Source organism: Micromonospora sp. MA102 (assembly GCF_025460765.1).
GTDB lineage: Bacteria > Actinomycetota > Actinomycetes > Mycobacteriales > Micromonosporaceae > Micromonospora > Micromonospora halotolerans.
In genome coordinates this window covers 650,370-671,507 of record NZ_JAMWEG010000002.1, presented here as the reverse complement: position 1 = coordinate 671,507, position 21,138 = coordinate 650,370, and the positions used below count along the sequence as shown (strand labels likewise).

17 protein-coding genes are annotated in these 21,138 nt (G+C 74.1%); 4 read left to right on the top strand and 13 right to left on the bottom strand.

Annotated elements, in window-relative coordinates:
* Positions 1–700: 700 nt before the first annotated feature.
* The 4 genes from uvrC to rsgA all read right to left on the bottom strand — a co-directional run bounded on the left by uvrC (position 701) and on the right by rsgA (position 7,611).
* Positions 701–2,641, bottom strand: coding sequence for an excinuclease ABC subunit UvrC (gene uvrC / locus NFX44_RS06510; RefSeq protein WP_262282565.1), 1,941 nt, complete (start codon positions 2,639–2,641; stop codon positions 701–703).
* 89 nt (positions 2,642–2,730) lie between these two features.
* Positions 2,731–3,222, bottom strand: a complete 492-nt coding sequence (locus NFX44_RS06505; RefSeq protein ID WP_262282564.1) for a Rieske (2Fe-2S) protein — start codon at positions 3,220–3,222, stop codon at positions 2,731–2,733.
* A gap of 154 nt (positions 3,223–3,376) precedes the next feature.
* Positions 3,377–6,322 carry an excinuclease ABC subunit UvrA gene (gene uvrA / locus NFX44_RS06500; RefSeq protein ID WP_262282563.1) on the bottom strand — a complete coding sequence of 982 codons (2,946 nt, stop codon included), beginning with the start codon at positions 6,320–6,322 and terminating at the stop codon, positions 3,377–3,379.
* Positions 6,323–6,531: 209 nt separating this feature from the next.
* On the bottom strand, positions 6,532–7,611 hold the full coding sequence (gene rsgA / locus NFX44_RS06495; RefSeq protein WP_262282562.1) for a ribosome small subunit-dependent GTPase A: 1,080 nt from the start codon (positions 7,609–7,611) through the stop codon (positions 6,532–6,534).
* A 258-nt stretch (positions 7,612–7,869) separates the two neighbouring features.
* Between rsgA and NFX44_RS06490 the strand changes: the two genes are divergently transcribed.
* Positions 7,870–8,586, top strand: coding sequence for a maleylpyruvate isomerase family mycothiol-dependent enzyme (locus tag NFX44_RS06490; RefSeq protein WP_262282561.1), 717 nt, complete (start codon positions 7,870–7,872; stop codon positions 8,584–8,586).
* 8 nt (positions 8,587–8,594) lie between these two features.
* Positions 8,595–9,248, top strand: a complete 654-nt coding sequence (locus NFX44_RS06485; RefSeq protein ID WP_262282602.1) for an MBL fold metallo-hydrolase — start codon at positions 8,595–8,597, stop codon at positions 9,246–9,248.
* Between the two features lie 28 nt (positions 9,249–9,276).
* On the opposite strand, the gene NFX44_RS06480 is transcribed toward NFX44_RS06485, so the two are convergent.
* Both NFX44_RS06480 and NFX44_RS06475 read right to left on the bottom strand, forming a co-directional pair.
* Positions 9,277–9,897: a DedA family protein gene (locus tag NFX44_RS06480; protein WP_262282560.1), complete on the bottom strand. Its 621-nt coding sequence runs from the start codon at positions 9,895–9,897 to the stop codon at positions 9,277–9,279.
* Positions 9,898–9,988: 91 nt separating this feature from the next.
* Positions 9,989–10,675: a methyltransferase gene (locus NFX44_RS06475; protein ID WP_262282559.1), complete on the bottom strand. Its 687-nt coding sequence runs from the start codon at positions 10,673–10,675 to the stop codon at positions 9,989–9,991.
* 166 nt (positions 10,676–10,841) lie between these two features.
* Between NFX44_RS06475 and NFX44_RS06470 the strand changes: the two genes are divergently transcribed.
* A complete protein-coding gene (locus NFX44_RS06470) occupies positions 10,842–11,045 on the top strand; it encodes a cold-shock protein (protein ID WP_013287480.1) in 204 nt (67 codons plus the stop codon).
* Between the two features lie 51 nt (positions 11,046–11,096).
* Here the strand turns inward: NFX44_RS06470 and NFX44_RS06465 are convergent, their stop codons facing one another.
* The 5 genes from NFX44_RS06465 to NFX44_RS06445 all read right to left on the bottom strand — a co-directional run bounded on the left by NFX44_RS06465 (position 11,097) and on the right by NFX44_RS06445 (position 16,320).
* Positions 11,097–12,377 carry an MFS transporter gene (locus NFX44_RS06465; RefSeq protein ID WP_262282558.1) on the bottom strand — a complete coding sequence of 427 codons (1,281 nt, stop codon included), beginning with the start codon at positions 12,375–12,377 and terminating at the stop codon, positions 11,097–11,099.
* Positions 12,374–12,949: a helix-turn-helix transcriptional regulator gene (locus tag NFX44_RS06460; protein WP_262282557.1), complete on the bottom strand. Its 576-nt coding sequence runs from the start codon at positions 12,947–12,949 to the stop codon at positions 12,374–12,376. The genes NFX44_RS06465 and NFX44_RS06460 overlap by 4 nt, the downstream gene beginning before the upstream one ends.
* Positions 12,950–13,058: 109 nt before the next feature.
* Entirely contained in the window at positions 13,059–13,967 is a 909-nt protein-coding gene (locus NFX44_RS06455; RefSeq protein ID WP_262282556.1) for a hypothetical protein, read from the bottom strand.
* 167 nt (positions 13,968–14,134) lie between these two features.
* On the bottom strand, positions 14,135–15,790 hold the full coding sequence (locus tag NFX44_RS06450) for a CocE/NonD family hydrolase (RefSeq protein ID WP_262282555.1): 1,656 nt from the start codon (positions 15,788–15,790) through the stop codon (positions 14,135–14,137).
* A 2-nt stretch (positions 15,791–15,792) separates the two neighbouring features.
* Entirely contained in the window at positions 15,793–16,320 is a 528-nt protein-coding gene (locus tag NFX44_RS06445) for a MarR family winged helix-turn-helix transcriptional regulator (RefSeq protein WP_262282601.1), read from the bottom strand.
* 137 nt (positions 16,321–16,457) lie between these two features.
* On the opposite strand from NFX44_RS06445, the gene NFX44_RS06440 reads away from it, so the two are divergent.
* Entirely contained in the window at positions 16,458–18,593 is a 2,136-nt protein-coding gene (locus NFX44_RS06440) for an MMPL family transporter (RefSeq protein WP_262282554.1), read from the top strand.
* A 51-nt stretch (positions 18,594–18,644) separates the two neighbouring features.
* Here the strand turns inward: NFX44_RS06440 and NFX44_RS06435 are convergent, their stop codons facing one another.
* Together NFX44_RS06435 and NFX44_RS06430 are read right to left on the bottom strand one after the other, a co-directional pair.
* Positions 18,645–19,544 carry a transglycosylase SLT domain-containing protein gene (locus tag NFX44_RS06435; RefSeq protein WP_262282553.1) on the bottom strand — a complete coding sequence of 300 codons (900 nt, stop codon included), beginning with the start codon at positions 19,542–19,544 and terminating at the stop codon, positions 18,645–18,647.
* Between the two features lie 40 nt (positions 19,545–19,584).
* Positions 19,585–21,030 (bottom strand): DedA family protein, encoded by a 1,446-nt coding sequence (locus NFX44_RS06430; RefSeq protein WP_262282552.1) that lies wholly within the window; start codon positions 21,028–21,030, stop codon positions 19,585–19,587.
* Positions 21,031–21,138 lie beyond the last annotated feature (108 nt).

Sequence of the window (21,138 nt, the reverse complement as noted above, 5' to 3'; positions counted from 1 at the left end):
AACGACCGGCGGCCCGGGGTCATTCCCTGGCTCTACCGGCTCGGACCTTCGCGGTCCGGGGGATGTAACGACCGGTGGGGGCCGGTCATTCCGACCGGCGGTCGCCGTCGCCCGGGGGCGGGCTGCTGCGCGGTCTGCCATGTACAACGACCCCACCCCCGGCATGATTCCGCCGCCACGGTGGCGCCGACCACCCGACAGCCAGGCCGAAACCGGACATCAGGCCTCGAACTGCCGGCGCAAACCGGACATTCGCCCCAGCCAAGCGCAGCCGGCGATCAATCCGCACGGACCTGAGCCTCCGCCGAATCAGCGAAAGCGCACTCCAACCCAGGACGCGGTCACCAAACCGCCCACGCCATCCCGTCACGCCATCACGTTCGTAGCCGCTCACACAACCAACGCCGGCCGCCACAGTCCACGAGCCGGGCGTCCCGCACCAGCCGTCCCGGCGGGACCCATCCCTGCCGCGCCGCCGTCAACCCGACATCGCGGATCTTGGCAGGTTCCCGTTCGCACCGGCCGACAAGTCGCCACGATCCGCGGGTCAGTCATGCCGGACCCGCACAACCCCGGCAGGCGGCCAGCATGGGCGGAGGCTGGGCCGAGGGTGATGGTCGCCGCCCGAGCCGGCGCAGAGGTGACCGGGCGGCGGCAACGGGTGGGCGGCCGCAGACAGGTGGAGACACCCGCGGCAGGGTCAGGCGGTGGGGGTGCGCTGGGCGCCGTCGTCGAGGGCGGCCAGGATCGCCTCGGCGGTCCGCTTGCCCACCCCCGGCACCTCGGTGATCTCCTCCACGGTCGCCGCGCTGAGCCGCTTCAGTGAGCCGAAGTGCCGCAGCAGCGCCTTGCGGCGCACCTCGCCGAGGCCGGGGACGTTGTCCAGCGCCGACTCGGTCATCCGCTTCGAGCGTCGCTGGCGGTGGAACGTGATGGCGAAGCGGTGCGCCTCGTCGCGGACCCGCTGGAGCAGGTAGAGCGCCTCGGAAGTGCGCGGCAGGATGACCGGGAACTCGTCGTCGGGCAGCCAGACCTCCTCCAGCCGCTTGGCCAGCCCGCAGAGTGCCACGTCGTCGATGCCCAGCTCGGCAAGGGCCTGCGCGGCGGCCGCCACCTGCGGCGGGCCGCCGTCGACCACGACCAGCTGCGGCGGGTACGCGAACCGGCGCGGCCGCCCCGTGGTCGGGTCGATGCCGGGCCGGTCCGGGTCGCTGGCGGTCTCCTCGCCGATCTCACCGGTCTCGGCGCGCGCGTCGAGGTAGCGGGCGAAGCGCCGGCGCAGCACCTCGGACATGGCCGAGAGGTCGTCGGTGGCGCCCCGCACGATGAACCGGCGGTACTCGCTCTTGCGGGGCAGCCCGTCCTCGAAGACGACCATGCTGGCCACCACGTCGGTGCCCTGGATCTGCGAGACGTCGAAGCACTCGATGCGCAGCGGGGAGGTGCGCATGCCGAGCGCGTCGGCGATCTCGTCGAGGGCCTGGCTGCGGGTGGTGAGGTCACCGGCCCGCTTGAGCTTGTGCCGGGCGAGCGCGTCCTTGGCGTTGCGCTCGACGGTCTCCAGCAGCGAGCGCTTGTCGCCACGCTGCGGCACCCGCAGCGTCACCCGGCTGCCCCGCCGGGTGGACAGCCAGTCGGCGAGCGCGTCGACGTCGCCGGGCAGCTCGGGGACGAGCAGCTCGCGCGGGACGTCGGCCTCGCCCTGCTCGCCGCCGTAGACCTGGGTGCAGAAGTGGTGCACCAGGTCGCCGGTCGTCAGCTCCTCGGTCTTCTCCACCACCCAGCCGCGCTGACCGCGGACCCGGCCGTCGCGGACGTGGAAGACCTGGACGGCGGCTTCGAGGGGGTCGTCGGCGAAGGCCACCACGTCGGCGTCGGTGCCGTCGCCGAGCACCACGGTCTGCTTCTCCATGGCCCGGCGCAGCGCCGCCACGTCGTCGCGGAGTCGGGCGGCCCGCTCGAATTCGAGCTGCTCGCTGGCCTCCAGCATCTCCTTCTCCAGCCGGCGCACCATGGTGTCGGTGCGGCCCGCCATGAAGTCGCAGAAGCCGTTGACGATCTCCCGGTGCCCGTCGGCGGTGACGCTGCCCACGCAGGGCGCGGAGCACTTGCCGATGTAGCCGAGCAGGCAGGGCCGGCCGACCTGACCGGCCCGCTTGAACACCCCGGAGGAGCAGGTCCGCGCCGGGAAGACGCGCAGCAGCAGGTCCAGCGTCTCGCGGATGGCCCAGGCGTGCGAGTACGGCCCGAAGTAGCGCACCCCCTTGCGCTTGGCGCCGCGCATCACCTGCAACCGCGGGTATTCCTCGTCGAGGGTCACCGCCAGGTAGGGGTACGACTTGTCGTCGCGGTAGCGGACGTTGAACCTCGGGTCGTACTGCTTGATCCAGGTGTATTCCTGCTGGAGCGCCTCGACCTCGGTGGCGACCGTGATCCAGTCCACCGACTCGGCGGTGAAGACCATCTGCCGGGTGCGCTGGTGCAGGTTGACCGGGTCGGCGAAGTAGGAGTTGAGCCGGCTGCGCAGGTTGCGCGCCTTGCCGACATAGATCACCCGGCCGGTGCCGTCGCGGAAGCGGTAGACCCCTGGCGACTCCGGGATGGTGCCGGGTGCGGGACGGTAGGTCGAGGGGTCAGCCACGCGCCAAGCGTAGTCCGCGCCCCCGACAACCGGCCGTCGCCGCGCGTCCCCCGCCCCCGGTCGGGCGGGCGGGGGCCGCGGCGGGACGGTCAGGCCAGGGTGATCTGCTCGCCGGTGACCTTGATGTTCTTCGGCGCGAGCGGCTTGGTCGCCGGACCCTGCTTCACCGAGCCGTCGGTGATCGAAAACCGGCTGTTGTGGCAGGTGCAGTTGATGGTGCCGCCGTCGACGTTCGACACCGGGCAGCCCTGGTGGGTGCAGATCGGGTCGAAGGCCTTGAACTGGCCGGCCTCGGGCTGGGTGATCACGACACCCTGGCTGGCGAAGACCGCCCCGCCGCCGACGGGGATGTCGGTGGTCCGGGCGAGCGGACCCTTGCTGTCCCGCTCGCCGCCCTCGGGGTCGCCGGCGTTGGTGGCGCCGGGAGGGCCGGCGCTGGTGGGGGCCGGGCCGCCGGCCGTGTCGCCGGCGTCGTCACCGCAGGCGGTCAGCACCACGGCCGCCCCGACCGCGCCGGCGCCCGCCAGCAGGGTCCGGCGAGTCTGCCTCCCCGGCCCGGTCAGCACCTCGTCGTCGCTCATGTCCGGCCTCTCTCTCGGCTGCCGCCACCCGTCGTGATCCGATGGCCTCACTTCACAACACGGATCACTCTGGCGCACGGTTCATACTGACGCGTCACGAAATGGATATCCAAAACGGGCGGGCCGTGGCCGGCCCGCCCGTCGTACCCGTCACTCAGCGTGCCCCCGCCGGCACCCTGCGGGTGCGGGGCTTCGCCGCGGCGCCGTTGGCCTTGGCCGCCCGGGTGGTGGCCGCCTTGGCGCCCTTGGCCGCGCCGTCGAGCTTGAGGATCGGCCGCAGGAACTGGCCGGTGTGGCTCTCCGGCACCTCGGCGACCTCCTCCGGCGTGCCGGTGGCGAGCACGGTGCCGCCCCGGTGGCCGCCCTCCGGGCCCATGTCGATGATCCAGTCGGCGGACTTGATCACATCGAGGTTGTGCTCGATCGTGATCACGGTGTTGCCCTTCTCGACCAGGCCCTCCAGCACCATGAGCAGCTTGCGGATGTCCTCGAAGTGCAGGCCCGTGGTGGGCTCGTCGAGAACGTAGACCGTGCGGCCGGTGGAACGCTTCTGCAGCTCGGAGGCGAGCTTGACGCGCTGCGCCTCGCCGCCGGACAGCGTCGGCGCGGGCTGGCCGAGACGCACGTAGCCGAGGCCGACGTCGACCAGCGTCTTGAGGTGCCGGTGGATGGCCGGGATGGCGGAGAAGAACTCGGCCGCCTCCTCGATCGGCATGTCCAGGACCTCGGCGACCGTCCGGCCCTTGTAGTGCACCTCCAGGGTCTCCCGGTTGTAGCGGGCGCCCTTGCAGACCTCGCAGGGGACGTAGACGTCCGGGAGGAAGTTCATCTCGATCTTGATGGTGCCGTCGCCGGAGCACGCCTCGCAGCGGCCGCCCTTGACGTTGAACGAGAACCGGCCCGGACCGTACCCCCGGACCTTGGCCTCGGTGGTCTCCGCGAAGAGCTTGCGGATGTGGTCCCAGACCCCGGTGTAGGTGGCCGGGTTGGAGCGCGGTGTGCGGCCGATCGGCGACTGGTCGACGCCGACGACCTTGTCGACGTGCTCCAGGCCGGTGATGCGGGTGTGCCGGCCGGGGACCAGCCGGGCGCCGTTGATCTGGTTGGCCAGCACCGCGTGCAGGATGTCGTTGACAAGCGTCGACTTCCCGGAGCCGCTGACCCCGGTGACCGCGATGAGCTGGCCGAGCGGGAAGCCCACGGTGAGGTTGCGCAGGTTGTGCTCGCGCGCCCCGTGCACCACCAGTTCGCGGCCCGGGGTCTGCGGCCGGCGGACGGCCGGCGTCGGGATCGACCTCCGCCCCGACAGGTACGCCCCGGTGACCGACTCCTCGTTCTCCAGCAGGGCCGGCACCGACCCGCTGTGCACGATCTTGCCGCCGTGCTCGCCGGCGCCCGGGCCGATGTCGACGATCCAGTCCGCGACGCGGATGGTGTCCTCGTCGTGCTCGACCACGATCAGGGTGTTGCCCAGCCCACGCAGCCGCAGCAGGGTCTCGATGAGCCGGTGGTTGTCCCGCTGGTGCAGGCCGATGGAGGGCTCGTCCAGCACGTAGAGCACGCCGACCAGGCCGGAGCCGATCTGGGTGGCGAGCCGGATGCGCTGCGCCTCGCCGCCGGACAGGGTGCCCGCCGGGCGGTCCAGGGAGAGGTAGTCGAGCCCCACGTCGAGCAGGAACTTCAGCCGGGCGTTGATCTCCTTGAGCACCCGCTCGGCGATCATCTTCTGCCGGTCGGTCAGCTCGATGCCGGCGAGCAGGTCGGCGGCCTCGCCCACGGAAAGGTTGCAGACCTCGGCGATGCTCTTGCCGGCCAGGGTGACCGCGAGCACCTCCGGCTTGAGCCGGGTGCCGCCGCAGGCCGCGCAGGGCACGTCCCGCATGTAGCCCTCGTACTTGTCCCGCGACCACTCCGACTCGGTGTCGGTGTGCCGGCGCTCGATCCACTGCATCACACCCTCGAAGCCGGTGTAGTAGGAGCGCTCGCGGCCGTACTTGTTGCGGTAGCGGACGTGCACCTGGTCGTCGGAGCCGTGCAGGATGGTCTTCTGCGCCCGGGACGGCAGCGCCCGCCACGGGGTGTCGACGTCGAAGTGCTGGGCCTCGCCGAGCGCCTCCAGCAGGCGCAGGAAGTATTCGAGGTTGTGCCCGGTCGCCCAGGGCTGGATGGCGCCCTCGCGCAGGGTGCGCTCCGGGTCCGGGATGACCAGTTCCGGGTCGACCTCCTTCTTGGTGCCCAGGCCGGTGCACTCCGGGCAGGCGCCGTAGGGCGCGTTGAAGGAGAAGACCCGGGGCTCCAGGTCCTCGATGGCGAGGGGGTGGTCGTTGGGGCAGGCCAGGTGCTCGGAGTAGCGCCGCTCCCGGGCCGGGTCGTCCTCGGCCAGGTCGACGAAGTCGAGCAGCACCAGGCCGCCGGAGAGGCCGAGCGCCGCCTCGACCGAGTCGGTCAGCCGCTGCTTGGCGCTGGGCTTGACGCTGAGCCGGTCGATGACCACCTCGATGGTGTGCTTCTCCTGCTTCTTGAGCTTCGGCGGCTCGGTCAGCGGGTGCACCACGCCGTCGACCCGGGCCCGGGCGTAGCCCTTGGCCTGGAGCTCGGCGAAGAGGTCGACGTATTCGCCCTTGCGGCCGCGCACCACCGGGGCGAGCACCATGAACCGGGTGCCCTCGGCCATGGCCAGCACCCGGTCGACGATCTGCTGCGGGCTCTGCTTGGAGATGCGCTCGCCGCAGATCGGGCAGTGCGGCTCGCCGATGCGGGCGAAGAGCAGGCGGAGGTAGTCGTAGACCTCGGTGATGGTGCCGACGGTGGAGCGCGGGTTGCGCGAGGTGGACTTCTGGTCGATGGAGACCGCGGGGCTGAGGCCCTCGATGAAGTCGACGTCGGGCTTGTCCATCTGGCCGAGGAACTGCCGGGCGTACGACGAGAGCGACTCGACGTAGCGGCGCTGGCCCTCGGCGAAGATGGTGTCGAACGCCAGGCTCGACTTGCCCGAACCGGAGAGCCCGGTGAAGACGATCAGGGCGTCCCGGGGCAGGTCGAGACTGACGTCACGCAGGTTGTGCTCGCGCGCGCCACGGATGATCAGTCGGTCGGCCACGGTGCGTGTGCTCCCGGAAGAAGATTGTGAGGCGGATCTGTCCGCCCGACGCGAGGTCTGAGCGGTTTTCGAGGGTTGTGAAGGCGCAGGGAAGACGCCTCGGCAACTCTAGCCCCGAGGTATGACAACTTCCGTCGCGCGGACATTCCCCCAGCTCAGTGCGGTCGGGCGGGCACCGACGCGGCCCGCCCCGACCGCCCCGGCACCCGCTAGAGTCCCCCGGGCCCCGGCGGGGTCGCCGGACGCCCGGTCCGCCGCCGGCCGCCGCGCCAGCCGCCCCGCCGCTCGGAGGCCAGCCGGACCTCCCGGCGCCGGCTCTCGTACGCCACCTCGCGCTGGAGCCGGCGCCAGTTCTCCCACCGCCGGACCGGCAGCTCGCCGGTCTCCAGGGCCGCCCGCACGGCGCAGGCCGGCTCGGCCTCGTGGGCGCAGTCGCCGTACCGGCAGTCGGCGGCCAGCTCGGCGATGTCGGCGAACGCCCGGTCCAGGCCGGCCGAGCCGTCCAGCAGGCCGACGGCCCGCACGCCGGGGGTGTCCAGCACCGCTCCCCCGCCGGGGATCGGCACCAGCGCCCGCCAGGTGGTGGTGTGCCGGCCCTTGCCGTCGGACCGCCGGATCGCCTGCGTGCGCATCACGTCGGCCCCGGCCAGGGCGTTGACCAGGCTCGACTTGCCCGCGCCGGAGGGCCCGAGCAGGCCGAGCGTGCGCCCCGGCAACACGTAGGGGCGCAGCGGGTCCAGCCCGGTGCCGCGCTCGGCGCTGACCGGCAGCACCGGCACCCCGGGCGCCAGGGCGGCGAGCTGCCGCGCCACGGCGGCCGGGTCGGGGGCCAGGTCGGCCTTGGTGAGCACGACGAGCGGCTCGGCGCCGGACTCGTGCGCCAGGGAGAGCAGCCGCTCGATGCGGGCGGCGTCCGGCGCCGGGTGCACCGGCTCGACCACCGCGGCGGCGTCGAGGTTGGCGGCCAGCACCTGGCCGCTGGCGTCCTTGCCGGCGGTGCGCCGGATCAGCGCGGTGCGGCGCGGCAGCACCGTCTCCACGGTGACCGGCCCGTCCGGCCACGTGGCCAGCAGCACCCAGTCGCCGGCGCAGGGCAGCGCGGTCAGGTCGCGGGCCGCCGCGGCCAGCAGGCCGCCGCCCAGGCTGGCCCGGACGGGCCCCTCCGGGCGGAGCACGGTGCAGACGCCGCGGTCGACGCGGGCCACCCGGCCCGGTCGGCGGTCAGTGTGTCGATTCGGGTACGCCGCCCGGTCGGCATCCCAGCCGAGGGCGGTCAGGTCGATGGTCATGTGTCCTCATCGGTGTCGAGGGGGTTCCTGGCGGATCACGAGTGCTACGGCCGGCATGCTCACCACCACCTCCGCTCCGACTCCCGGTGCCGCGCTCTACGACGACGTCAGCTCGGGCGCGGTCTGACGCCCCGCCGCGACCCGAAGCCGTCGGCCCCGACCGTAGAGGGCGCGTCGACGCGCCGAAAGCGATTTCCCCGGCGACGCGACGGCGGCCTACCGCTAGGGTCGGTGCGTGAGCGCGACTGGGGTGACGGCATGACGAGCGATCCTCTCCTGCTGACCGGTGAGCTGGACGAGGCGACCGCCCGGCTGCTGCGTACCGTGGCCGCCCTGGGCGCCGACGACATGGCCGCGCCGTCGCTGCTGCCGGGCTGGACGCGCGGGCACGTCCTGACCCACCTGGGCCGCAACGCCGACGGCTTCGTCAACCTGCTGACCTCCGCGCGCACCGGCGAGGCGATCCCGATGTACGTCAGCCCCGAGGCCCGGTCGGCCGACATCGAGGCCGGCGCGGGCCGCGGGCCGGCCGACCTCATGGACGACCTGCGCCGCAGCTCGCAGCGGTTCACCGCGGCGGTCGCCGAGATGCCGGTGGAGGCGTGGGGCGCCACCGTGCAGACCCGGCGCGGCCCGTGGCCGGCGGCGATGCTGGTCTGGGGCCGGCTGCGCGAAATCGAGGTGCACCACGTCGACCTTGGAGCCGGCTACCGGCCGGCCGACTGGCCGGACGCGTTCGCCCAGCGGCTGCTGCACGAGGTGGTGGCCGGCCTCGCCGGCAACCCGGAGGCGCCGGCCATGGTGCTGCGCTTCGACGGCGTCCGCCAGGAGCTCGTCGTGGGTGACCCCGAGGGGGCGCCCACCGTCACCGGCCCCGCGCCGGAACTCGCCGCCTGGCTGACCGGCCGCAGCGCGGGCGAGGTGCTCACCGTCACTCCCGCCGGTCCCCTGCCTACTCCACCGGAATGGATCTGAACACCGTCATGACCTACAACGGAGACGTCACGCCCGGCGGTGCGCCGGCCGTGCGCGAGCTCGACCGGCTCACGATCACGAAGCTGTCGGTGGGCCCGATGGACAACAACGCCTACCTGTTGCGCTGCCGGGAGACCGGCGAGCAGGTGCTGATCGACGCCGCGAACGAGGCGCCGCGCCTGCTCGACCTGGTCGGTGCCGGCGGGCTGGCGGCGGTGGTCACCACCCACCGGCACATGGACCACTGGGTCGCCCTGGAGGAGGTGGTCGCCAAGACCGGCGCCCGCCCGCTGGTGCACGCGGACGACGCCGAGGGGCTGCCGATCGACGCCGAGCCGCTGCGCGACGGCGACACGGTCCCGGTCGGCGACTGCGCGCTGGAGGTGATCCACCTCAAGGGGCACACGCCGGGTTCGATCGCGCTGCTCTACCGGGACCCGTCCGGCGTGCCGCACCTGTTCACCGGGGACTCGCTGTTCCCCGGCGGGGTCGGCAACACCGAGCAGGACCCGGAGCGGTTCGGCCAGCTCATCGACGACGTGGAGCGGAAGCTCTTCGACCGGCTGCCGGACGAGACCTGGTTCTACCCGGGTCACGGCAAGGACAGCACGCTCGGCGCCGAGCGCCCCGCGCTGCCGCAGTGGCGGGCCCGCGGCTGGTGAGCGTGGCGGGCCGGCCCGACCGGCCCGCTCAGCCCGCGTCGGCGGCGGTCAACGCGCGGAGCCGGTGCCGGGTGCCGAGCAGCACCGGCCCGGCGAGCAGCAGGCCGACCGCCATGGTGAGCACTGTCGGGTTCGGCGCGCCGGGCAGCAGCCCGGTCAGCGTCCGCGCCGTGATGCCGAGGGCCACGTACAGGCCGGCCCAGAGGGTCGCGCCGAGCGCCGCGCTGACCGCGAACCGCCGGTAGGGCATCCGCAGGCCGCCGGCGGCGAGGGGCAGCAGCGCGTTGAACACCGGCAGGAACGGCGCCACCAGCACCATCCGCCCGCCGCCCCGGCGCAGCAGCGCCTCCGCGGCCGCCCAGCGCGGCTCGCCGATCCAGTCACCGAGGCGGCTGCGCCGCAGCCGCTCCCCCCAGCGCCGCCCGGCCAGGAAGCTCAACGACCAGCCGGCGAGGCACCCGGCCACCACGGCCACGACGGTCGCCAGCCCCGTCGCCGGCCGGCCCGCGCCGACCGCGGCGAGGACCGCGGCGTCGCCGGGGACCAGCACCCCGAGCAGGGGTACGGCGTCGGCGAGCATCACCATGCCCAGCATCCCCATGAGCAGGGTGGTGGGCAGCTCCCCGACCTGGGCCAGCAGATCCGTCATGCTCCGTACGCTAGGGCCCCGGGGCGACCCGGCACATCGGGTTTACACCCCACCGGTCCCCCGAGTCCGGCTCCGGATGATCCCTGAGGGGTCAGCGGGGGCGGAGCACCTGGACCCGGCGGACCGGGGTGTCGACCGAGGGTTCGGTGACCGGCACCGGATAGGCCGCCACCAGCTCCAGCCGGTCCGGCGGCAGGTGTCCCCGGTCCGGGTCGCCGACCAGCACCTGGACGCCGCGGTCGGCGGCCCGTTGCAGGTACGGCAGCATCCGCGCGGCCAGCGCCTCGTCGTAGAGGACGTCCCCGGCCAGCACGAGGTCGGCGGTGGCGGTGCTGTCCAGCAGGTCGTCCCCGGTGGCGGCGACGGTCACCCGGTTGGCCCGGGCGTTGACCGTCACGGCCGCCACCGCCCAAGGGTCGACGTCGTTGGCGACCACCCGGTCGGCGCCGGCGAGCGCGGCGGCGATGGCGACCAGCCCGGATCCGGCGGCCAGGTCGAGCACCCGCCGCCCGGCGACCAGTTCGGGGTGGTCGAGCAGGTGCCGGGCGAGCGCCTGCCCCCCGGCCCAGACGGAGGCCCAGTAGGGCGGCGGCAGGGACCGGCCGGCCGCCGCCTCCATCCGCGCCCACCAGAGAATGGCGTCCTCGGCGAGGTGTAGGCGCACCTCCGGCACGAACGGCGCCGCGACCAGCCGCAGCCGGTCCAGGCCGTCGCCGGGCGCCGCGATCTCCCGTTCCAGGTCGGCCAGCGGCGTCGGTGTCCTCACCGGGGCAAGCATGCTCCTCGCCGCCCCGGGCCGGGGGGATTTTCCCGCTGGCGGCGTAATCGTGAGCCACGCCGGCACTTCCGCCAGCGGATCGCGGTTCGGGCGGTTACTGTCGGGAAGGTAAAGGGCGATCACCGGCGGCGACCGGTGCTCACCCGCATTGAACAGGGAGAGACGCATGGCAACCGGCACGGTCAAGTGGTTCAACTCGGAAAAGGGCTTCGGCTTCATCGAGCAGGACGGCGGAGGTCCGGACGTGTTCGTCCACTACTCGGCCATTCAATCCAGCGGCTACCGCGAGCTGAACGAGGGCCAGAAGGTCGAGTTCGAGGTGACCCAGGGGCAGAAGGGTCCGCAGGCGGACAACGTCCGTCCGATGTAGCTTCGTGCCGGTGGCGGCGGTCGGTTCTCCGACCGCCGCCGCAGCGCATCCTCAAGCAGGGGTCACCGGCAGGTCACGGCGCCGCCGCAGCGGCCCGGCGAGCAGGATGAGCGGCGTCAGCGCGAGCCAGGTGGTCATCACGCGGATCGCCCCGGCCGGGCCCCACACGGCGCCCAGCGTGCCGGCCAGCAGGGCGGCGAGCGGGATGGTGCCGTAGTTGAGCAGCTGCATGCTCACGGTCACCCGCCCGAGCAGCCCGTGCGGCGTGTACGTCTGCCGGAAGCTGCCCTTCACCACGTTGCCCACGGCGACGCCCAGGCTGACCAGCGCGCCGCCGAGCACCAGCCAGCCCACCCGGCCGCCCGGGCCGGCCAGCGGGATGAGCAGCGCGGGCGGCCCGGTGAGCGCGCCCGCGGCGAGCAGGGCCCGGGCCGAGCCGAGCCGCCGCGCGAGCCCGGTGGCCAGGGCGGCGCCGACGAGCCCGCCCACGCTGGCCAGTCCGATGAGGAGCCCGACCAGCGCCGCGGGCAGCCCGGCGGAGCGGACCAGGAAGACCACGAGCACCGCCTGGTAGCCGCTGAGCCCGATGTTGCTGGCCGCGCCGAAGACCGTCAGCACCCGCAGGTACGGGTCGCGGACGACGAAGCGCAACCCGTCGGCCACCTCCCGGCGCAGCGAGGCCGGCCCGGCGGGACGGCCGGGGCGGGGCTCGACGGCCCGGATGCGGCTCAGGCACGCCGCGGAGACCAGGAAGCTGACCGCGTCGAGCAGGACCGCGGTCACCGCGCCGGCGAGCTGGGCGATGAGGCCGGCCAGTCCGGGGCCGACGAGGTAGCTCGCCGTCTGCGTGGCGTGCAGCCTGGCGTTGCCCTCGGGCACCTGCTCGGGGCGCAGCAGGGTGGGCAGGTAGACCTGGTCGGCGGTCTCGAAGAAGACCCGGGCCAGGCCGGCACCGAGGGCGACGGCCAGGAGCTGGCCGACGGTGAGCAGGTCGAGCAGGGCGGCCACCGGCACGCTGGCGAACAGCGCCGCGGAGACCAGGTCGGCGGCGATCATCACGGGCCGCCGGCGGACGCGGTCGACCCAGGCGCCGGCGGGCAGGCCGGCCAGCAGCCAGGGCAGCCAGGCCGCCGCCGTGAGCACCGCCACCTGGAACGTGGTCGCGTCGAGCACGGCCACCGCGACCAGGGGCAGGGCCACGGCGGTCACGTTGCTGCCCACGGCGCTGACCGTCTGCCCGGCCCAGAGCAGCCGGAAGTCGCGGTGCCGGAGCAGGCCGCCGCGCGGCCGGGGGTCGGTGTCCGGCGCGGTCGCGCGGGCCGGGGCGGTCACGGCTGGCCCGGCACGCCGTGGGCGAACAGGAAGACCGGCTCGCGTCGTTGCCCGTCGTCGGGGGCGGGGCGGTCGGCCCAGCGGGCCAGCAGGTCGTTGATCTCGTCGCTGAGCTGGGCCAGCTCCGCCGGGGTCAGCCGCAGCCACTTGTCGGTGCTGAACGGGCCGTCGCCCCATGCGGCGTGGTCCTCGTCGGGTGCCGCGTGCCACGCCCGGACCAGGGCGACGTGCCGGTCCAGGTTCAGCGAGCTGGCCGCGTCGGCCACCGCCCGGGCGGCGGGGTCGGCGTCGAAGTCGGTGTTGGACCAGCGCACCGCCCGGTCCCGGAGCCGCCACCAGCGTTCCCGGCGGTCCCGGGCCAGTTCGGGCGCCTCCAGCACGAGGTCGGCCGCGCCGAGCACCTTGAGGTGGTGACTGACGTTGGCGGGGGCCTGGCCGGTGCGCTCGGCGAGCTGGCCGACGGTGCACGGGCCGTACACCTTGAGGACGTCCATGAGGCGGCGCCGCAGCGGGTGGGCGAGCGCGGCGAGGACGCGGGAGTCGGTGACGTGCCGGACGGTGGGCTGCTCCATGGGGAGAGCCTGACATTCGCAAGAGGTGTTGCGCAATACTTGTTGCTGAACTTTCCGGTCATCCGAGCCCCGGGACCGCGGCGCGGCACTCGCCGCGGGGCCGGGCCGATCAGGCGGTCAGTCGCCGGGACAGCTCGTCGGCGACGTCGCGGGCGATCTGCGGCGGGATCGCCTCGGCGATCTTCTCCGGCGGCAGCCCGGCGAGGACCCCGGTGACGATCTCCTGCTCGTCGGTGAAGTCCCGGTTGGACAGCGCGTTGACCTGCGCCACGAGCGCCGGCCAGGCCCGCGCCATGGCCAGCATCTGCTGCAGCGGCGAGTTCGCCTGGGGCGGGGCGACCAGGCCGGTGGTGCCGACCGGGGAGATGAGCCAGTTGCGCAGGTTCTCCAGGTCGGCCAGGACGTTGCCGACCGTTCGGTTCGGGTATCCGGTGTCGTTGATGAGCTTGTCGGTCTGTTCCATGCCGGTCTCCGGTTTCACTGGGGCGATCAGGCCGACCGCGGTCAGATAGCGACGGAACAGCGGGGTCTCGTCCCGGCCCGCCTTGGTGGAGTCACGGAAGAAGCTGAAGTGGGTGTGGAAGAGGTGGCTGCTGTCCCCGGTGGTGCGCTTGCCCAACCGGTCCCACCGCTTCACGGTCCTGCCGTCCGGGGAGTAGATGATCTCCCGGATGTCCCGGGCGTCCGCGGCGCCCGCGGCACACTGCGACACGAACCAGGTGGAGAAGGTACGCAGGTTGTGCGTCGCGCCGCCGGACGAGACGGAGAACGTCCCGACGTCCAGCGCCGAGGCGTGCAGGGTCAATCCGGAGGAGTCCCGGGTGGACTCCACCACCGAGTAGTCCCGGGGCACCACCCGGTCGGACCCGCAGTGGTATCCGCCCCGGTGGTTGGGGTCGCCCACGATGCCGACCTCGGCCGGCTCCAGGTCCTGACTCCGTACGGTGTTCTTGTCGACGTTGAGGTAGCTGAGCAAGAGGTTGCGGACGGCCAACAGGTTCGCCGGGGCCGACGTCATGGGATCTCCCCTCCGGATCGATGGCCGGCGAGGGCACGACAATCACTACGCGTGAGCGCGCATGATCCGGGGACGCACCCTCACCGGATAGCTGCACGGCACCGGGCACTTGCCCTGAGGATATCCACACCTGGCACTAAATGCCCAGCTCAGAGCACTATCTGGAACTATCGGCCGACTGTGGACGGCACCGGCCCGAGCGGCAGCACCACAGCCGAAGAATGCTCGGGATCGTGCAGGATTTCCCGCCAGCCCGCACGAAGAGTGACGGCGGTGCCGAGCGGCTCGCCGGTGCCGGGATTCCGGGCGTAGCGCGGGTGGGCACCGCCGGAGACCTGGACGCGCAGCCGGTGCCCCGGCGCGAAGCGGTGCGCGGCCGGCCAGAGGGTGACCGGCACCCGGACCACACCGGACGCGTCGCGCGGGAAGCGCCCGGGCGCGACCCGGACCAGCCCGTCGCAGACGTTCCAGGACCGCCCCCGCCGGTCGACGTCGCAGAGCCGGACGAAGACGTCCAGGTAGGACAGCTCGCTGCGGACATGGATCTCGGCGTGCACCGGGCCGACCACCTCGACCGGCCCGTCCAGGGGCGCGCTCGTGTAGGTCAGCACGTCCGGCCGGGCCTCCACCGGCCGGTTGTCCACGGCGCCGGCCCGCTGGGCGACCAGCAGCGGGCCGCCGAGCGATGGCGTGGGGTCGGCCGGGTCGTAGTGGAACCGGTCGGGTGCGGAGTCGGCCGGCGGCGCGGTGGCGAGCGCGCGGCCGGGGTGCAGGTACCACCGGGTCGGCTGGGCCGGCGGGGGCCAGTCGGGCAGGTCACGCCAGCCGCCGCCGGCACCGCCGACATGCACCCGGACCGGCGCGCGGCCCGGCGCCGGGCGCCCGGCCAGGTGCTCGTCGAGCCAGTCGAGGCCCTCGCGCAGGGCCGCCACGAGCAGCCCGGGGCTGCCGTGGGTCCACGGGCCGATCGTCAGCCGGAGGCGGGCGCCGGCCGCCCGGAGCCGGGCGTAGTCGTCGAGCTGGGCGGGGAGGAAGATGTCCTGCCAGCCGCTGACCATCGCCACGGGCGCGCGGACCTCGGCGATCCGGTCGCCGAAGATCCGCGTCCGCCAGTAGTCGGCGTCCGGCGTGTGGTGGCGCAGCCACTCCTGGAAGAACGGCACGGTCGCCCCGGTGGCGATCCGGTCCGCCTCGGCCAGCGGCAGGTGGGCCAGCGCGCGGGTGAGCCGGGGCTGCCCGCGCTTGAGCTCCCACTGCCGGGCCAGCCAGGGCACGGTCTGCGCCTGGAGCAGCTCCGCCCAGGTGAGGACCGTGTCCAGGGCGAACGACTCCCCCGCGTACGTCGAGTCGCGGGTGGCCGAGGCGGTGACCACGGCGACCATGGCGCGCAGCTCGTCGGCCGCCTCGGCGGCGAACGCCCACTGCACGAACCCCTGGTAGCTGGCGCCGAACATGCCGAACGCGCCGGTCCACCAGGGCTGCCGGCGCAGCCAGTCGAGGGTGTCGAGGCCGTCGTCGCGCTCGTGCACCAGCGGGGCGAACTCGCCGCCGGAGCCGAACGTGCCCCGGCAGGACTGGATCACCACGTGGTAGCCGCGCTCGGCCAGGAGGCGGCCGAGCAGCCGGACGGGACCGCCCCGCCCGTACGGGGTGCGGATCAGCACGCAGGCCGCCCCGGGCAGGTCCGGGGCGTAGTGGTCGGTGCGCAGCGTCACCCCGTCGCGGACCCGGACCGGGAGGTCCCGGGTGACCGTGATCCGCCGGGTCCGGGCGGCGGGCAGCCGCAGCGCCGCCGCGGCGAGCCGGGTGACGACGCCCCGCACGCTCAGTCCGCGGCGGGTTCCGGCGTGGCGGGCCCCGGCTCGCCCCGGGCCGCGCGCACGGCGTCGCGGTGCTCGCGCATCGAGACCACCATCTCGGCCAGGAACCGGTGCACGACGGCCAGCTCGTCGTCGCTGAACCGGTCCATCACCTCGTCGGTCCGCCGGCCGAGCGGGCCGAAGAAGCTGCGGGCCAGGGTGGCACCGCGGTCGGCGTAGTGCAGGAGGACCTTGCGCCGGTCGGCGGTGTCCCGGTCGCGCCGGATGTGCCCGCCCCGCTCCAGCCGGTCGACGAGCGCGGTCACCGATCCGGAGGAGAGGTGGAGCGCCTCACCCAGCCGGCCGGGGGTGATCGGGTCGCCGAGCAGCTCGGCGTCCATCACCGCGATGAGGGCGTGCAGGTCGGTGGCGTTGAGGCCGTGCAGGCCGGCGAACGCGTGCCCGATGTGCTGCGCGTCCACCGAGTAGCGGCGCAGGTCGTTGGTGATGTCGGCGATCATCCGCCCGCGCGGGTCGTCCCGCCGCCGGTACATGCTCTGCGCCACGTCTCGCCGTTACCCCCTGCCCGGACCGTCCGCTTGCAGCATAGGACCTCCGCCGATAATCTCGCTTATCAAGATACTTGGTAAACGAGAGTCGTAGCCGCAAACGATCACAAGAGGGCACCCCGATGTCACTGTTCACCCGCGTCGCCCGGGGCCGGCTGGCCGCCTGGCTCACCGTGGCCGCCGCACTCGTCGTCGGCGCGGTCGTCTTCGGCCTCCCCCGCCCCGACAACCCCGATCCCGTCTCGGCCACCGGCCTCTCGGTGCAGTGGGAGTCGACCCAGGTCGAGCGCCTCCAGGACCAGCTGCCGGACCGCGACGTGCAGCCCGCCGTCGTGGTGGTCAGCCGCGCCGACCGGGCCCCGCTGGCCGCCGCCGACCGGGCCGCGCTCGACGGGGTGTCCGCCGAGCTGGGCCGGCTCGCCGCCGGCGGGAAGGTCGTGCCGGCCCAGTTCTCCCCCGACGGCACCGTGGCGCTGGTCGCCGTGCCGCTGGCCACCGCCGGCGGCCAGGAGGCCGTGGTGGACGAGGTGGCGCAGCTCCGCGCGGCGCTGGCCGACCTGCCCGACGCGCTGACCGTCGAGGTGACCGGCGCCCCGGCCTTCACCGCCGACCTCAGCAAGGTCTTCGACGGCGCCGACATCACCCTGCTGGCGGTCACGGCCGGCGTCGTGGCGCTGCTGCTGCTGATCACCTACCGCAGCCCGTTCCTGTGGATCGTGCCGCTGCTGGTCGTCGGCGCGACCGAGCAGCTCACCCTGCGCGCCGTCGACACGATCGTGCCCGCGCTCGGCATCCACCTCCAGGAGGGCCAGGTCACCGGCATCGCGAGCGTGCTCGTCTTCGGCGCCGCGACCGACTACGCGCTGCTGCTCATCGCCCGGTACCGGGAGGAACTGCACCGCGAGGAGAGCCGGTTCACCGCCATGCGCGCGGCGCTGCGCCGCACCGCCGAGCCGATCCTGGCCAGCGGCTCGACAGTGGTGCTCGGCGTGCTCACCCTGCTGCTGTCCGAGCAGGAGACCAACCGGGCGCTCGCGGTGGCCTGCGCCACCGGCGTGGTCTTCGCCATGCTCTCCGCGCTCTTCGTGCTTCCCGCCGCCCTGGTGCTGTTCGGACGGGGGCTGTTCTGGCCGTTCGTACCCCGGGTCGGCGAGACGGCCCGGGAGGGCCGGCTCTGGGGCCGGCTCGGCGACGCCGTCGCCCGCCGGCCGCTGCCCGTCGCCGCGCTGTCCACCCTGCTCCTGGCCGCCCTCGCCCTCGGCGGCCTGGGCATCCGCACCGGCCTGTCGGAGACCGAGCAGTTCCGGGCGAAGCCGGAAGCGGTGGCCGGCGCCGAGACCCTGGCCCGGGCCTTCCCGGCCGGCGCCACCCAGCCGGTCGCCGTGCTCACCAACCCGGGCGCGGCACCGGCCGTGCTGGCCGCCGCCGGCGCGGTCGACGGGGTCGCCTCCGCCCGGCCCGGCGCCGCCGGTGACCGGGTCGCCCAGGTCGACGTGGTGCTCACGGCCGAACCGGGCACCGCCGCCTCGGACCGGACCGTCGAGGCGCTGCGTGACGCGGTCGCCGCCGTGCCGGACTCCGCGCCGCCCGCGGTCAGCGGCGCAGACGCCCCGGACGGCGCGCTGGTCGGCGGTACGGTGGCCGCCACCTACGACTCGGACCGGGCGAACACGAAGGACCTGTGGCTGATCCTGCCGATCATCCTGCTGCTGGTCGGGGCGGTGCTGGTGCTGCTGCTGCGCGGCCTGCTCGCGCCGGTACTGCTGGTGCTGACGGTCATCGCGTCGTTCTTCGCCAGCCTCGGCGCGGCCTGGCTGCTCTTCGACCGGGTGCTGGACTTCCCGGCGCTGGACAGCGGGGTGCTGCTGCTCGCCTTCGTGTTCCTCGTGGCGCTCGGCGTGGACTACAACATCTTCCTGGTCACCCGGGCCCGCGAGGACGCGCGCCGGACGGGCACCCGGGACGGGATGCGCTCCGCGCTGCGGGTCACCGGCGGGGTCATCACCAGCGCGGGCGTGCTGCTCGCGGCGGTCTTCGCCGTGCTCGGCGTGCTGCCGTTGATCACCCTCACCCAGATCGGGATCATCGTCTGCGTCGGCGTCCTGCTGGACACGCTGCTGGTCCGCACCGTGCTGGTGCCGGCGCTGGCCTTCCTGCTCGGCGACCGGTTCTGGTGGCCGGGGCGGATCGCCCGCGAACCCGACGCCCCCGCGCGGGACGCCGCGGCGGCGGTCACGCCGGCCGGCGCGCGGGACTGAGACGGGAACGGGGCCCCGGCGATCCTCCGCCGGGGCCCCGTTCCCGTCCGCTCAGTAGCTGAGGCAGACGCACTCGGTCATCAGCGCCCGCACGTTGTAGACGTACGTCTCGTTGGGAATCTTCAGCGGCGGTGGCGGGCCACACGGCGGGCTCTTGCCGGGCGCACAGTCCGGCGCGACGTTGCCCGGGCCCACGTTGTAGGCGGCGATCACCGCGTTCAGCAGGCAGGACGTCAGCTCGCTGGTGCACAGCGAGGTGTCGAGCCGGTAGTCCGAGCCGAAGTGGGAGTCGCCGATCTTCTTGGTCAGCCAGGCCAGGTAGTTGGCGCCGAGGACCGCGTTGTCCCGGTAGGCGTCGAGGTCGTAGCTCTTCTCGAACCGGTCGTTGACGAACTGCGCGGTCGGCGGCTGGACCTGCATGAGCCCGACGCCGCTGTCGCAGGCGTAGATGTTGGACTGCCAGCCGCTCTCCTGCCAGGCCGTGGCCTTCACGAGGTTGAGCGGCACCTTGATGTCGGGGGCGGAAACCGGCCAGTAGGTCTTCGCGGCGGCGTCGGTCAACGCCTGCTTGACCTGACTGCGGCTGGCGGCGGTGCCCTTGTAGCTGGGCTTGCAACCGGCCACCGGGGGTTTCGGGGCGGGCGGCGCCTTCGTCTCGGTCAACGGCTTCACCGTGGGCCGCGGCGCGCCGGCCCGACTCGTGGTCGGCTTCGCCGACGCGCTCGGGCTGGGCTTGGCGCTGGGCTTCACGCCCATCGCCGCGACCGCCGGCGGTTCGTCGCTCGGCAGGTCGCCGGGGTCGTCCGCCGGCGTGTCGACGGGCGCCTCGCTGGGCAGCTCCACCGCCACCTCGCGGGTCGGCCCGTCGCCGCCGCCGCACCCGGTGACCACGGTCGCCGCCAGCACCGCGGCGACCGCCGCCGTGGCCCAGCGGCCCACTCCTCGACGCATCAGACCTCCCCCGTGGTCGTCCGCCGCACCCTAGCAGGGATCAGCGGGCCGGCGGGGTACCCGCGACGCCGCCCCGGGAGGCCCGCGGCCGCGGCGGTCCGTCCCCTGTGGCCGGTCCGTCCGCCCCGGGGGGCGGGTGGTCCCCGCCGACCGCGTGGTCCCGGGTGGCCCAGGCGACCACGAGCACGGTGACCCAGGCCGCACCGAGCAGCACCGACGTCGCGGTGCCGCTGGCCGTGCTCCACCCCAGGTAGAGCCGGGCGCCGGTGACGGCGACCACGCCGGCCAGCGCGCCCGTCCAGACGGCCACCGCCACCGGCCAGCGGGCGCCCCGGGACAGCAGCCACGCGAGGGTGCCGAAGCTCGCCGTGACCACCGCGTTCTGGGTGGGCAGCAGGTCCGGGGCGCCGTCCGGGCCGCCCGGCCCGGTCAGGCCGGCGACCACGACCAGCACCACCAGCGGCACGAACGCCCCCACCGTGCCGAGGACGCTGAGCAGGTCGGCCCGCCACGGCCGGCTCCGCCAGGCCACCACGGCCGCCACGAGGGCCACCGCGGCGATCAGCACCCAGCCGCGCAGCACCGACACCGCGGCCAGCGCCGTGTCGGCCACCCCGGGGGTACGCCGGGCGGCGAACCAGTCCGCGACGAGCCCGTCGAGCACCCCGAGCCCGCTGTGCCGGACCACGGCCTCCAGCACCGCCGCGACGGCCAGCCCGGCGGCGAACAGCAGCAGCAGGCCGGCCGCCAGGTTGATCAGCAGCGTCCCGGCCGGGCCGAACCGCATGGCGAGCAGGAAGAACAGCACCCCGTAGCGGGCGCGCAGCCAGCGCAGCGGTGGCAGGGCGGCGGCGCGGGCGGCCAGGGCCCGCGCCGGGTCCGGGTTGCGGCCCAGCCAGCGGCCGGCCAGCACCACTCCGATGAGGCAGACCAGCAGCACGAGGACCGCGCCGGTGGCCCGGCCCAGGAACCGGGACACCCGCTCGTAGGACTCACCGGCGGCGTAGCCGACCAGCACGGACGCGCCCACCCAGCTCACCACCCCGGCCAGGTTCCACGGCGCGAACCGCCGGTACGGCAGGCCCGCCGCGCCGGCCAGCCGGGGCGCCAGGGTGCGGGCGAAGGCCACCCAGCGGGCCGCCAGCACGCCCCGGCCGCCGAGGCGGTCGAGCAGCGAGTCGGCGCGCCGCCACCGGTGCGGCCCGATCCGGGCACCGAGGCCGGAGGCGCGCAGTTTCGGCCCGTACCGCCGGCCGGCGCGATAGGCGAGTGTGTCTCCGATCACGGCGGCAGCCGTCATGGCCAGCAGCGCCGGAATAATCCGCAGCGTCCCCGCGTAGGCTAAGAAGCCGACCAGCAGCAGGGTCGCCTCACCCGGCACCAGCAGCCCGAAGATCACCGCGGTTTCGCCCGCGACGATTGTCGCGGCGACCAGGTAGATCAGCAGAGGCGGCAGCTCCTGCAGCCAGTTCAGCAGGTCAGGCATCCGGTCCCCCGCACGGGAGCCAGCATGCCAGTCCCTGGAACGGTCGGGACAGCACTTTCGGCAGAGATCCGGGCGATCTCGGGGTGACCCCGAGGCGTGCCCCGGCAA